The sequence below is a fragment of the Helicobacter sp. 11S03491-1 genome (genome assembly GCF_002272835.1).
In the GTDB taxonomy this organism is placed as follows: domain Bacteria; phylum Campylobacterota; class Campylobacteria; order Campylobacterales; family Helicobacteraceae; genus Helicobacter_J.
Map to the genome: position 1 here is coordinate 176,552 of NZ_MLAO01000001.1, position 13,353 is coordinate 189,904.

Annotated in this window: 13 protein-coding genes; 8 read left to right on the forward strand and 5 right to left on the reverse strand. The window is 32.5% G+C overall.

What is annotated here, in order from left to right; all coding sequences use genetic code 11:
- Positions 1–6 precede the first annotated feature (6 nt).
- From BKH45_RS00815 to BKH45_RS00825, 3 genes are all read right to left on the reverse strand, one after another.
- The gene (locus tag BKH45_RS00815; protein ID WP_095273570.1) at positions 7–714 is read right to left on the reverse strand and encodes a response regulator transcription factor; all 708 of its coding nucleotides are present in this window, start codon (positions 712–714) and stop codon (positions 7–9) included.
- Positions 711–2,450, reverse strand: a complete 1,740-nt coding sequence (locus BKH45_RS00820) for a HAMP domain-containing sensor histidine kinase (protein WP_095273571.1) — start codon at positions 2,448–2,450, stop codon at positions 711–713. The genes BKH45_RS00815 and BKH45_RS00820 overlap by 4 nt, the downstream gene beginning before the upstream one ends.
- A gap of 202 nt (positions 2,451–2,652) precedes the next feature.
- A complete protein-coding gene (locus BKH45_RS00825; RefSeq protein WP_095273572.1) occupies positions 2,653–3,624 on the reverse strand; it encodes an SLAC1 anion channel family protein in 972 nt (323 codons plus the stop codon).
- Between the two features lie 130 nt (positions 3,625–3,754).
- Here BKH45_RS00825 and purH point away from each other — a divergent pair, with 130 nt between their 5' ends.
- The 5 genes from purH to BKH45_RS00850 all read left to right on the forward strand — a co-directional run bounded on the left by purH (position 3,755) and on the right by BKH45_RS00850 (position 8,164).
- Positions 3,755–5,287, forward strand: coding sequence for a bifunctional phosphoribosylaminoimidazolecarboxamide formyltransferase/IMP cyclohydrolase (purH, locus tag BKH45_RS00830; RefSeq protein WP_095273573.1), 1,533 nt, complete (start codon positions 3,755–3,757; stop codon positions 5,285–5,287).
- Positions 5,288–5,440: 153 nt separating this feature from the next.
- The gene (locus tag BKH45_RS00835; RefSeq protein WP_095273574.1) at positions 5,441–6,001 is read left to right on the forward strand and encodes a YceI family protein; all 561 of its coding nucleotides are present in this window, start codon (positions 5,441–5,443) and stop codon (positions 5,999–6,001) included.
- Between the two features lie 128 nt (positions 6,002–6,129).
- Positions 6,130–7,425, forward strand: a complete 1,296-nt coding sequence (gene hemL, locus BKH45_RS00840) for a glutamate-1-semialdehyde 2,1-aminomutase (RefSeq protein ID WP_095273575.1) — start codon at positions 6,130–6,132, stop codon at positions 7,423–7,425.
- A gap of 3 nt (positions 7,426–7,428) precedes the next feature.
- Positions 7,429–7,704, forward strand: a complete 276-nt coding sequence (locus BKH45_RS00845; RefSeq protein ID WP_095273576.1) for an AtpZ/AtpI family protein — start codon at positions 7,429–7,431, stop codon at positions 7,702–7,704.
- Complete coding sequence (locus BKH45_RS00850; protein ID WP_095273577.1) at positions 7,694–8,164, forward strand: hypothetical protein; 471 nt, start codon at positions 7,694–7,696, stop codon at positions 8,162–8,164. Before BKH45_RS00845 ends, BKH45_RS00850 begins: the two co-directional genes overlap by 11 nt.
- Positions 8,165–8,848: 684 nt before the next feature.
- Here BKH45_RS00850 and BKH45_RS00855 read toward each other — a convergent pair.
- Complete coding sequence (locus BKH45_RS00855; protein WP_095273578.1) at positions 8,849–9,046, reverse strand: hypothetical protein; 198 nt, start codon at positions 9,044–9,046, stop codon at positions 8,849–8,851.
- A 128-nt stretch (positions 9,047–9,174) separates the two neighbouring features.
- Here BKH45_RS00855 and sppA point away from each other — a divergent pair, with 128 nt between their 5' ends.
- The 3 genes from sppA (at position 9,175) to BKH45_RS00870 (ending at position 11,482) form a co-directional block, all read left to right on the forward strand.
- Positions 9,175–10,041 carry a signal peptide peptidase SppA gene (gene sppA, locus BKH45_RS00860; protein WP_095273579.1) on the forward strand — a complete coding sequence of 289 codons (867 nt, stop codon included), beginning with the start codon at positions 9,175–9,177 and terminating at the stop codon, positions 10,039–10,041.
- Between the two features lie 7 nt (positions 10,042–10,048).
- Positions 10,049–10,879, forward strand: a complete 831-nt coding sequence (gene purU, locus BKH45_RS00865; RefSeq protein WP_095273580.1) for a formyltetrahydrofolate deformylase — start codon at positions 10,049–10,051, stop codon at positions 10,877–10,879.
- Between the two features lie 66 nt (positions 10,880–10,945).
- A complete protein-coding gene (locus tag BKH45_RS00870) occupies positions 10,946–11,482 on the forward strand; it encodes a DsrE family protein (protein ID WP_095273581.1) in 537 nt (178 codons plus the stop codon).
- A gap of 19 nt (positions 11,483–11,501) precedes the next feature.
- Here the strand turns inward: BKH45_RS00870 and dxs are convergent, their stop codons facing one another.
- On the reverse strand, positions 11,502–13,352 hold the full coding sequence (dxs, locus tag BKH45_RS00875; protein ID WP_095273582.1) for a 1-deoxy-D-xylulose-5-phosphate synthase: 1,851 nt from the start codon (positions 13,350–13,352) through the stop codon (positions 11,502–11,504).
- Between the last annotated feature and the right edge of the window lies 1 nt (position 13,353).

The window sequence follows — 13,353 nt, forward strand, 5'->3', positions numbered from 1 at the left end:
GCAAGCTTATGAAGATGTATTGTTAGAATTTGTTTTTAAGATATAGCCTATATTGGAAATGTTTTGTATCAAATCATTTCCAATTTGTTTTTTTAACCGAGCTAAAGCCATTCGAATCGTATTGATATGAGTTTCCTCATCGTTATAAACATAAGAAATAATCATATCATAAGAAACAATATTATTTTTATTGTAATAAAGAAGCCAAAAAATCTTATTGAGTTTAGGGGATAAAAAAATTTCTTGATTATTTTTATAGATGATTTGAGTTTGAAGACATAAAACAATATCTTTTGAAAGCTGTATTTTATCATCTTTGAGATTATTTCTTTGAGAAAACATAATTAAATGTGTTTGAAGTTCTAAAAGGCTAAGAGGTTTTCTCATATAAATGTAAGCTCCCTCTTTGATACTTGTAAGGATATTATCATCTGTGTCATAAGAAGTGATAACAATAAAATGTTGCATAGGGTTGATACTCAAAATCTCTCGAATCATTTCAAAGCCATTTATTTTGGGCAAATTAATATCTGTAATAATCATATCAAAAAAGTGCTGTTTATATAATTTTAATCCCTCTTCCCCGTCATTAGCAACCAAAAAATTCTTACAATAAGGTTTTAGACTCTGCTCAATAGCAATAGAAGCTATTTTGTCATCTTCTACCAATAAGCATGAAATATTATGGAGTAAATTCAGTGTTTGTAGATTCATGTTCCCTCATTTTGATTTAAGTATTTTGAAAATGTCAATTTAAAAGTTGTGGGATCTTGAAATGAAGTAATTTCTATATCACCCTTGAGTTTTTTTTGAGCTATTTTTTTGGAAAAATATAATCCAAAACCCATTCCATTAGAACTTTTGGAAGTTTGAATTTTTAAAAAAATATTTGCTTTGATTTTCTCACCAATCCCCATCCCATAATCTGTAATGCTAATTGCAACCAAATTATCTTTTTCTTCTACGCAAATAAGAATCTTATTGTCACAGGGAATTTTTTTGGCTTTGGATTCTATAAGAGCATCTTTGGCATTTTGAAGCAGAACAAACAAAATTTGTTGGATATAGGTTTCAAATGAACAAACTTCAATATTTTGATAATGATTTGTTTGTATTGCAATGTTTTTAAGATTCATTTCCGGTCCCAAAATATCCAAAACATCCTGAATACAATTTGAAAGATTAAAATTTTTAATCACAGCTTCATAACGATAAAATTTTCTAAATACCTCTATAGTATTTTCTAATACATCAAGAGATTTTTTGCATAAATTTAAATTTTGCATCAAAATATCTTCACTTAAAATACCATCTTTTTGCAATAAAAGCATGCTTTGAATCAAAAGTGAAAGCGCATTGATGGGTTGTCGGAATTGGTGATTGATCGCGCCGAGATTTTCACCCATTTCAATCAGCTTAGATCGATAAATCAAAATGTGCTCGTATTCCTTTTTTTTCAAATCTACCCTGCGACGCAAAAACTCATAACAAGTATTTGTAATAATTACCAGCAATACAAAACATAAAAAGAAAATCCCTTCTTGCCAAATAATATTCTTAAGATTTTCTTTCAAAATTTCTTTGGTATCTAAGCCTACTCCAATATACCAATCAAATTTTTTTAAATGCAAAAGCGTAATAGAGTGTTGATTGATTTCAATAGGGTTAGTTTTTAATGAAAAATTCAAAGAATCCAAGAAATTCTGTAAGCTATTTTGAAATTTCTCATCTTGGAGATGATTGATAATTTTTAGATGCTCATCAGTTATAAAAAAATAAGCCTTATAAGTATGCAGCGATTGAATTTTCTCAAACAAAGACTGAATTTTTATAACCCCACACAACACACCTTTGAGTTTGTCAATACTTAAAGGTGTGCAAATATTAATCGCCTCTTGTTTTAAATATGGATGAAAATCTACCTTGGTGATAGATGGAATTAAAGAATTTTTGATTTTCAAAAACCACTCTTGCTTAAAAGGATTTATTTTGGAAGTAGAATAGTCAAATTTTTTACCATCAATATACATTTTACCATCATCAAGGAAAAGTTCAATAGAGTCGAATGAAAACGAAGAACGCTTAAGAATATTTTCACTAAAAGTTTTAAATTCTTTAGGGTGTTTCAACAGATTTGCTTTGACAATATGGTTAGAACTTTCTTCAAGAAGCAAAACTTTATTGTTAATCCAAGATTCAATCATATATTTCATATCTGAAATAATTAAATTTTTATTTTGTTGAGCAAGATTATGAATAAAGCTTTGAATCTGATAAAAAACATTCGCTCCTATCAACACAAAAAAGACCACCGAAGTAATCAAAATCAAATAGACTTTATAATCCTCAATTTTTTGGAGATAGATCCTGTATTGATAAGATTTTTGAACAACGAAGCGAATAATTTTACTACCCCATTGTTTGAATTGTTTTGTGTTAAAGAACTCCAAATCCAACCTTTTTTAGCTTGAAATTGTAATTTATAAAATCTACAGATTATTAGCTAAATTTAGCAAATCTAATTGCCTCTTGATTTAAAATTTAAATATATTTAAATCATAATCCTTAAAAATTACAGATTCATTTTATAATCTGAGTATTATATTTGATATTAATTTAAACTTTATTAAAAAGTTGGGTACTGATTGATTTTTAACTCAACTCTCTAAGCTCTCCATTAAATATTCCTTTAAGGGTGCGAGTTATCAAGCACAACATCAATAATGTAAAAACAATCAAATACGACAAAACCAAAAAATGCAAATAAGGACTATCAAATTCTTTTACAACCCGAAGCATAGAAACTCCCAACGCACTCAAAGGAAAACTTACAGCCCACCATGTTATACGAAATGGACAGCACTTAATTATTGTCATATATTGAGGGAGCAAGACCAAAAAAATAAACAATCCTAAAAAAAATAAACTCAATGCAAATAAATCAATCTCCCCTACGATGTTTAAATAAGCTGAAAATCCTACCGAAAAAGGAGCTACAAGAATCATCAGAGTAGGCATTAATTTATTGGGGAGTTTATCTACCAGTAAGATTCGAGATAAAATAAGAGTGATAATAGGCAAGGCAAAAAATAATCCAATACAAAGGGCTAAAACATTTAAATAATAAACCCTCTGATAAAAACCAAACAAATGAGAAGCTAAAGGAATATCCAAAGTCCCAACAACAGGGATAATCCATGCCGGAGTTACATGTCCTTGCTCTTGCTTGGAACAAATCCAAAAACTCACCATATGCCATGCAAACAACAACATTAAAATAACTCCTATGATCCACATAATCATGGCTATCAGAGGAGAATAATGATAAATCACCATAGGTAAAAGCAAAAGTGAGATAATAAATGTTCCAAAAAATCCTTTTAAAATAGGATTTTTAAATTCTGAACAAAAACTATCGAAATTTGTAATTATTTTGAGTCCATAAGCAATTGCCAAAATCACAAAAGCCAAAATTGCAATCCAGCCAACAACTTGAGATACAATAAGAGTAATACCATATAATTGAGATGCCAATTCCCAAGCAACACTCAACCCGCTCAACCCCATAACACTCCCAAATAAACTTATGGGCAAATAGCTAAAATAGCCCTTTTCCTGTAACATTTTTTCTCCTATTATATATGCTAAAATTTATCTAAACAAAAATTTTATCTAATAAATAAAAATATAAAATCTTAATATGGCTTTTGCTATACTTTTAGAATATTTCAAAGCTAAAAGAAGGGAAAGATTTATGTATGCATTATTAAGTGTAAGCAATAAAGAAGGGATTGTCGAATTTGCCAAGGGTCTTTGTTTTATGGGTTATGAAATATTAAGCACAGGAGGGACACTTAAAATCCTGTTAGAAAATTCTATTGAGGCTAAAAATATAAGCCAATATACCCAAAGTCCCGAACTTTTTGATGGCAGAGTAAAAACACTTCATCCCAAAATTCATGGAGGTATTTTGCATCGCAGGAATAATCCTAATGACTCAGCCCAACTCAAAAACTATGATATAGTCTCCATAGATATTGTTTGTGTCAATCTTTATCCTTTTAAACAAACCACACAAAAGACAGATGACTTTGAAGAAATCATTGAAAATATCGATATTGGTGGTCCCTCAATGATCCGAGCAGCCGCCAAAAACTTCCAAGATGTCCTTGTCATCACAGATATAAACGACTATGCCCTGGTTATTCAAACACTCAAAAATCATCAAAATACCCCGGAATTTCGTCGCAAAATGATGATAAAAGCCTTTGAACATACAGCAACTTATGATTGTTTGATTGCCAATTATATGAATAAACGTTTTTCTCAGGGTATGGGAGAAAAGGTATTTATAACAGGTTCCAAAGTTTATCAAACACGATATGGAGAAAATCCCCATCAAAAAGGAGCGCTTTATGAATTTGACAATTTTTACCATAACACATTCAAAATTCACAAAGGAGAAATCAGTTTTAATAATCTCACAGACATGAATGCTGCTATAAAAATTGCCACAAATTTTGGAGATGCCCCTGCAGTTTGTATTATCAAACATGCCAACCCATGTGGTTTTGCTATCAAAGAAAATCTTCTTGCAAGCTATCAAGAAGCCTTGAAATGCGATCCTATCAGCGCCTATGGAGGTGTTGTAGCTGTGAATGGAATCATTGATGAACCTCTTGCAAAACAAATCAATCAAACTTTTATTGAAGTACTCATTGGAGCTGGTTTCACTCCCCAAGCCCTAAGCGTTTTTGAATCCAAGAAAAGGATAAAAATCTTTTCTTGTGGGGAAAATACACTCAAATTTCCACAAGATAAAATTGATTTTAAACATATTGAAGGGGGATTTGTCTATCAACAAGCAGATATAATTGCAAATAATGAAATTTCAAATGCAAAATTAATGAGCCAAACTCCAGCCACCAAAGAACAATTTCAAGACCTTGAAATTGCTTATAAAATTGCTGCATTTACCAAATCTAATTGTGTTGCTTATGTAAAAAATGCCACACTCGTTGCCATAGGAATGGGGATGACAAGCCGTGTAGATGCTGCCAAAGCAGCCATAAGCAAAGCAAAAGATATGGGAATATCTCTAAAAGGATCTTCTCTGGCTTCTGAGGCATTTTTTCCTTTTCGCGATAGTGTTGATATGGCAGCAGAGATTGGGGTGAGCGCCATTATTCAACCCGGAGGAAGCATTCGTGATGATGAAGTAATTCAAAGCGCAAATGAACATAATATTGCACTTTATTTCACAGGAATACGACATTTTTTACATTAATAAATAAATATATGGTAACTAATTACAAAATATAATCAAAAATTAAATATAATCATTATAAAGATTAAAATAAAGTTCTATAAGCAAACCATTAATAATTATAGACTAAAGTATTTAGGCTATAAATTCAAAATAAATTATAAAGGAGATAAAATGAAAAAATCTATAGCAAGTATTCTGGCAATTGCCCTATTTGGAATGATTGCAAACGCAGCCACAATTGATACTACAAAGGTAGAAACCGGTTGGACAGCCTATAAAACAGCCAATAAAGTTGGTGTTGGAGGGACTTTTGATGATATTGCATATAAATTTGGTAAAAAACACGATAGTATCGCCTCTACCCTTGAAGGAGCTACAGCCACAATCGATCCGATGAAAGTTAATTTGCATAATGATGCTAAAAATAAAAATGTAAAAAACTATTTCTTTTCTCACTTTAAAAAAGGGGGAATTAAAGTTACATTTAAAAATGTTGTAGAAGGAAAAGATCAAGGAACTATTCTGGCACTTGTAAAAATGAATGAAAGAAGCATCAAAGTCCCTATGCAATATAGCATTAAAGATGGGAAATTTACAGCAACAGGAGTGCTTGATGTTTTAGAATTTGGACTCAATGAAGCTTACAAGCAACTTGCAGTTGGTTGCCATGATCTTCATGAGGGCATGACTTGGTCTCAAGTAAGCATTAGTTTTAGTGCTCCTATTCAATAAGTTTGTAAATAATAGTTTTTACATCATTGCGGGTTTTTCCCGCAACCCCGGATTCCCTCAAAAATCTTTATACAAAACAGGTATAATAACCCTAAGTTTTACAATAGTTTTATAATTAGGAGAAATACTTGGATTTATTGCATAGTATCAATGATTTTAATGAAGCCAAACAGGTTATTCCCGGAGGTGTTAATTCACCCGTAAGAGCATTTAAAAGCGTAGGGGGCACACCTTTATTTATTCTTAGAGGAGAAGGTTGTTATTTATTTGACGCAGATAACCATCGTTATATTGATTTTGTTCAAAGTTGGGGACCCCTAATCTTTGGACATTGCGATCCTGATATTCAAGCTAGCGTCCATACAGCTCTACAAAATGGCTTAAGTTTTGGTGCACCCACAGAAATAGAAACCGCACTTGCCAAAGAAATCATCTCATCTTATGAAGGGATAGAAAAAATACGTCTGGTTAGCAGCGGCACAGAAGCTACAATGAGTGCTATCCGACTCGCTCGTGCCTATAGCAAAAAAGATGATATTATCAAATTTGAAGGGTGTTATCATGGGCATAGTGATAGTCTCTTGGTAAATGCAGGGAGTGGGTGCGCAACCTTTGGAACGCCTTCTTCTCCGGGTATCCCCCAAGACTTTAGCAAGCATACATTAATCGCCGAATATAATGATATTGATTCACTCAAAGCATGTTTTGAAACAAGCGGTCATGTAGGTTGTGTTATTATTGAACCTATTGCAGGAAATATGGGGTTAGTGCCTGCAAAAATAGAATTTCTCAAAGATCTCAGGAAGTTATGCAATCAATATGGAGCAGTATTGATTTTTGATGAAGTAATGAGTGGCTTTAGAGCTTCATTAAAGGGTGTGCAAGGCTATTGTGATGTTGTCCCTGATATGGCTTGTTTCGGGAAGGTTATAGGTGGAGGCATGCCATTGGCTGCTTTTGGAGGCAAAGATGATATTATGAATTTACTTTCCCCTGTAGGTGGGGTTTATCAAGCCGGAACACTTAGTGGTAACCCTATTGCCGTATCTGCCGGACTCGCCTCAATTTGCAAAATCAAAAAAAATCCCCATATCTATGAATATCTCAAGTCCCTGGCAGACAGACTAACACAAGGGTTTCAAATGGCTGCGCAAGACTATGGCATATCACTACAAACTTGCGTGCGCGGGAGTATGTTTGGATTTTTCTTCAACACCTCAAAGGTTAATAATTTTGAAGATGCTCAAAAAAGTGATACCAAATTATTTGCAAAATTTCATCAAAAAATGCTTGAAAATGGCGTTTATTTGGCTTGTTCGCAATTTGAAACCGGCTTTATTTGCACATCAATGAATGAAAGTATTATTGATGAAGCCATTAATGCAGCTAAAAATTCATTTGAAGCTATTTCAAGAGAAATCTAAAGCATGCAAAAAGATCCTAAATTTAAAAAAGTGGTAGTTGGAGCAAATGATTTGAGTCTTGGAATTTCCATAGTTGTTGCTATTTTGTTGGGTGTAGGGCTTGGATATTTACTCCAAAAATTTAGCGGCATTGCTTGGTTATTTTGGCTTGGAGTGGCTTGGGGAATTGGGGGGGCTATACTTAATATCTACAAAGCCTACAAGAGAGCAAAAAAAGAATTTGATGAACTGGCAAAAGAACTCAAATACAGCTATAAAGAAAATCCCGATGAGTTGTAAATACAGCTGTTTTTTGGTATTTTTATTTATTAACATAATCAGTGCGATCTTATGTGTGATTTTTTGGGAAATAATTGGCCTACTCAATTTTGAAGTAGGTTTTTTTAGCTTTTTTTTAGTGCTTTATAGCACTTATGTAAGTCTCAAACGAAAAATCAAAAAAGAACTTGCACAAGCAAGCGCACAAGCCCAAGATCCGGAAGAAAAAAAACCTAAAACTAAGTTTAATTTTTCAAATCTTATCTTAGGCTTAGAGCTTTCTATGGGGTTTTTTAGAATTTTTGCTTATATCATTTTGATTGGCACTCTCATACTTTTGATAAATAAGAATATATTTATGATTATCCCCTATATTATTGGTATAGGCGTTTGTTTAAGCAGTGTTACAGGGCTAAAATATCTATCTGAAGCAGCCAACAATACCCAAAATCAAAATAAAACTAAAATTCCCTCTAAATAAATTCTAAATATTTTTTATAGTCTTCTAAATGAAATATTTGCAAATCTAAAAATAATACCTAATTAGCTAACTTAATTTTTTGAATTCTTTGAGTATTTCTAAAAATTGCTCTCATTTTTACTCTTATCCCATTACTTTTTAAAAACTATCCATGCACATTCTAAACCTATAAAATTTTTTAAAATTAATTTAAAATTATTTAATTTAATACTTTTTATTAAAAATAAATTTTTAATAAATTAAATATAATAAGATATTATATTGCTATATTTATTGAATATTTTTGAATATTTCTTATAAAATCAGGGATGAAATATAATTTTTAGACCTATCTTGGCGTATCTCATTGGCATTAAATAATGCTTATAAGTTTCATCTTCTATAATAAAAAACTTAAAATACCATTATATTTATTCATAATATAGGAGTATCTAAAAATTATATTTCATACTATTTATTTTTTATTATAAAAATAATGTAAAATATTTAATTTTTTGATTCTAAAAACCATTATTTGTGTTTATCAAAATCATTAGTTATAATACAAGAGTCCATTAATCATTTAATGGACTCCTCCTTTTTTTGTTTGTATGTTGTAAAATAGAAAATATAAAAACGCAAATTTATTCAGGCTTAGAACCCTCCTAAGTCTGAATTATTCCAATTTTACTATTTCTAAAGATCCTATTTTTCTCCATAAACTTCCCTACAAGCTTTTTGATTTCCAAACAAACAATCTTTTTGTAATTGCTCAAATGCTTTAAATTTTTCAACTTCTTTTTTATGACTTTGATATCTATCTACACCATACATTCCCGCACAAATTATGATGATAAAAATAATATCAATTTTCCTAATTTTAGGACATAATTTACATGCCATCATCATTCCTTTTGGATCAATTTTATGATTTTCTATCATAACCCAAATGAACTAAAAAATACATTTATCAAATAAAATTAAGCATTTCTTAAATATAATTTCAAGAGATTCCAGTTATAAGGCATAAAATGATAAAGAAATTTTTTCATATTTTTACAATCCCTTTGGATTTTATTACTAAATATTTTAAAGCATTAGTATTTTTAGTCATTCTAATCTTGTTGATTCTTGCAATAATCCCAAGTGATTCAAAAATCAACCCCCCAAATTTGGCAAAAATTTATCTTCGAGGACCCATTCTTAGCAGCGAAGATATTCACGAACAAATAGACAAAATTTTGACTACCCCAACCATCAAAGGTGTATTATTGGTTATAGACTCCCCCGGAGGAGCTGTAGGAGCAAGTGTAGAAATCAGCGATATGATTGCAGAACTTAAAGAAAAAATGCCTGTAATTGCCTATGTACAAGGCGCAATGGCAAGTGGAAGTTATTATGCAGGTATGTATGCAGATAAGATTTATGCTAACAGAGGATCGCTGATTGGATCTATTGGTGTGATTTTTAGTGGAGCAAATATTGAAGAACTTGCTAATAAATTAGGCATCAAAGAACAAGGAATTGCAGCAGGGAAATATAAAGAAGTGGGCACTTTTTTGAGAAAATGGACGCCCGATGAGAGAGCATTTCTCAAAAATCTTATTGAAGAAGAGTATGAGATGTTTGTTTCAGATGTTGCCGATGCCAGAGGGCTTGAAATCAAAGCAGCCAATCAATACGCACAAGGCAAAATATTTAGCGCTAAAAAAGCGCTTAAACTTGGACTTATTGATGTTGTAGGCACACAAGCTCAAGCCATTGATATGCTTAAAAATCTCTCACAAGTAAAAGATGCTACTTGGCTTAAAAAAGATAAATTTGAAGCCTATCTGGATAAAATCATTAAAACAAGCACACAAATGATGTTAAATACCTTGAGTTATCAATTGCGATAAGACAGCCATGAAGCATACTATCCTTATTAGTTCTCCGGATATGCAAGGTTTGGTTTTTAAAATTTCTTCTATTTTATTTGCACATGGGCTAAATATTGAACGCAATGACGAATTTGTCGATCAGCAAAGCAATTGGTTTTTTATGCGCACACTTGCTAATGGACATACAGATTCCTTAAAACTTAAAAATGAACTTCAAAATTCCCTACCTACGCAAGCCCAAGTTAATGTTATTGAACAAAAGAAAAAATCTATTATTATTCTTTGCACAAAAGAAAATCACTGCTTGGGAGATTTATTGCTTCGATATGATAGCGGCGAATTGGATGCCAATATCAAAGCCATCATCAGCAATCATACAGATCTTGAAAATTTAGTAAAAAAATTTGATATCCAATTTTTTCATATCCCTACTCAAAACATTTCCAGAGAAGAACATGAACGCCTTGTTTTAGAAAAATGCGATGAATTTGAAGTGGATTTTTTAGCTTTGGCAAAATATATGCGTATTCTTTCCCCTTCTTTTGTAGAAAAATATCAAAACAAAATCATTAATATCCACCATAGTTTCTTGCCTGCTTTTATTGGAGCAAATCCTTATAAACAAGCATTTCAGCGCGGAGTCAAAATCATTGGGGCGACAGCACATTTTGTGAATAATCACTTAGATGAAGGACCTATTATCACTCAAGATATTATCAAAATTGATCACACTTACAGCTGGCAAGACATGCAAAAAGCAGGTCGAGATGTAGAAAAAGTTGTCTTTGCCAAAGCAATCACTTTGGCTTTGAATGATAGAATATTTATTTATGGAAACAAAACAGTTGTATTTTAGTCTGAGTATTTTTTATTTGAAAAAATGTATTAAAATAAATCCCTAAACACACTTTAGGAGGTTTTAATGCGTTATTTTATTTTTTCTATACTCTCAATAGGGATGTTATTTTTGCCTTTAATTGCAAAAACTACTGATCCTATTCCTGCCCCTTATGGCAAAATTTATCTGATGCCAAATACTCAATTCAAACCCGATAAATCAATGCCTGAACACAAAATGGTATTTGATCTGACAAAAGGATCTTCTTCGCCTAAAGAAGTCAATCCCTCTCTGGATAGAATAGCAAGGACTATCAATCTTTATGCTGCTGTAGGCATTTCGCCTTCAGTTCTAAAAATTGTTGCTGTAGCGAGTGGAGATGCAACACCTTTGGCTCTTGATAATGCCCATTATCATGAAAAATTTGGTGTTAATAACCCCAATCTAGCCTTGATTGATGATCTCAAAAAACTGGGAGTACAAATTAGCGTATGCTCTCAAGCATGGGCGGAACATGATTATAAACCCCAATGGGTATATAAAAATGTTTTATTAGCCCTCTCAGGCGCTACAACACTAATTTCTTTTCAAGAAAAAGGTTATGTGCTTATCCCTCTATAAATTCTAAAGAGGATTGGACTTATCTGATCCTCTCCAGAATGCTTTGGGCAAGAGAAGAAGTACTCCAACCCAATGAATTTTCAACAACAGAAGTTTCTCCATGGGGGATATAGCTATCTTTTACTTCAAAAGTATGCAATTCAAGTTTGATTTTGTATTCTGCAATATATTCAAGCAATGCGCAAGCAATGCCGTTGATTTTGTAATTATCGCTAAAAACAAAAGCAAAACGATAAGAAGGCAATATATTTTTCAAATTCTCATCTAAAGGCTTTGCAAATCTCAAATCCAGGAGACTTGGATTTACTCCTCTTTCTCTTAAAACCTTAGAAACTTCATATGCCCTCCCCACTCCATTTCCATAACCTATCAAAATAACATCTTCTCCTTTGAGTAAAAGCTCCGATTTTCCTATTATAAAACCATTATCTCCAAATACTCCTTCATCAAGCACAAATTTCCCTCTTGGATATCTAAAAGCGCAAGGCGAACTTGAGTGATTTGTTCCAAAAGCTATAGCTTGTTTTAATGAGGCATTATCACGTGGGGCAAAAAGAACCATATTGGGCACTACGCGCAAATAAGCAACATCTAATAAACCTTGATGTGTTTCTCCATCTTCCCCTACAATCCCCGCTCGATCGATTGCAAATTTTACAGGCAAAGACATAATACCCACATCATGAACAATCTGATCATAGGCACGTTGTAAAAAAGTCGAATAAATACTCACAAAAGGCTTAAATCCCTCTTTTGCCATTGCTGCCATAGAAGTAACAGCATGTTGTTCGGCAATAGCCACATCCCAAAAACGCTGTGGATACTTGTCAATCAATGCTCCTAATCCTGTTCCTCCAGGCATCGCAGCAGTTACCCCTACGATTTTTTCATCTTGACTTGCAGCCTCAAGCAAAGCTTCTGAATAGACTTCTGTAGGGCTTTTGGTAAAAGAATTTTTTTTTGATTTGCCTGTATGAACATCAAAGGGACCTACTCCATGCCATTTTTCATACTTGCCCTCAGCGATTTCATAGCCCCTTCCCTTAATTGTTTGGGCGTGGATAATAACAGGGGCTTTCATTTCTTTTGCTAATTTTAAGGCATGAATAATCTCTTCTAAATTATGCCCATTAATAGGTCCAATATAATTAATCCCCATTTCTTCAAACAACATACCCGGTGTAATTAACTTAAAAGACTCTTCAAAACGTTTGGCGATATAAGTCGCACTATCAGGCATTTTTGATAAAAGTTTTTTAACAGTATCTTTGAAGGATTGGTACATGGGTCCTGCAATCAAATGAGAAAGGTATTTGCTGATCGCACCTATAGGTTTAGCGATACTCATTTCATTGTCATTGAGGACAATAATCATAGGGTATTTTCTATCACCTAATTCATTAAGTGCTTCATACGCCAACCCTGCACTCATACTCCCATCCCCAATAAGAGCAATGGGCACACCTGTTTTGCCCTCCAAAACAAATGCTTTAGCAATCCCTACGCCAATAGATATAGAAGTAGAACTGTGCCCTGCAATAAAATAATCATAAACAGATTCTGAAGGATTTATAAACCCACTAAGCCCTCCAAATTGCCTTAAAGTCTCAAATTCTTTCCATCTGCCTGTAATAAGCTTATGTGCATAAGCTTGATGACTCACATCATAAATAAAAGGATTTTCTTTGCAATTAAATACAAAATGCATAGCTACAATAAGCTCTACAGCCCCTAATGTCGAACTTAAATGACCTCCGTTTTTACTCACTACTTCTAAGATTCTGCTGCGTATGTCCTCACAAATTTTTTTTAAAGCAGGCATATCCATTCTTGCAATATCTGAATAATTTGTTGGAATAAGAGAATTCATA

Excerpts from the sequence above, each read along its gene's own strand:
- BKH45_RS00815 (WP_095273570.1), bottom strand. The coding sequence starts at position 714 with ATGAATCTACAAACACTGAATTTACTCCATAATATTTCATGCTTATTG.
- BKH45_RS00825 (WP_095273572.1), bottom strand. The coding sequence starts at position 3,624 with ATGTTACAGGAAAAGGGCTATTTTAGCTATTTGCCCATAAGTTTATTT.
- purH (WP_095273573.1), top strand. The coding sequence starts at position 3,755 with ATGTATGCATTATTAAGTGTAAGCAATAAAGAAGGGATTGTCGAATTT.
- BKH45_RS00835 (WP_095273574.1), top strand. The coding sequence starts at position 5,441 with ATGAAAAAATCTATAGCAAGTATTCTGGCAATTGCCCTATTTGGAATG.
- BKH45_RS00845 (WP_095273576.1), top strand. The coding sequence starts at position 7,429 with ATGCAAAAAGATCCTAAATTTAAAAAAGTGGTAGTTGGAGCAAATGAT.
- BKH45_RS00850 (WP_095273577.1), top strand. The coding sequence starts at position 7,694 with ATGAGTTGTAAATACAGCTGTTTTTTGGTATTTTTATTTATTAACATA.
- BKH45_RS00855 (WP_095273578.1), bottom strand. The coding sequence starts at position 9,046 with ATGGCATGTAAATTATGTCCTAAAATTAGGAAAATTGATATTATTTTT.
- sppA (WP_095273579.1), top strand. The coding sequence starts at position 9,175 with ATGATAAAGAAATTTTTTCATATTTTTACAATCCCTTTGGATTTTATT.
- purU (WP_095273580.1), top strand. The coding sequence starts at position 10,049 with ATGAAGCATACTATCCTTATTAGTTCTCCGGATATGCAAGGTTTGGTT.
- BKH45_RS00870 (WP_095273581.1), top strand. The coding sequence starts at position 10,946 with ATGCGTTATTTTATTTTTTCTATACTCTCAATAGGGATGTTATTTTTG.
- dxs (WP_095273582.1), bottom strand. The coding sequence starts at position 13,352 with ATGAATTCTCTTATTCCAACAAATTATTCAGATATTGCAAGAATGGAT.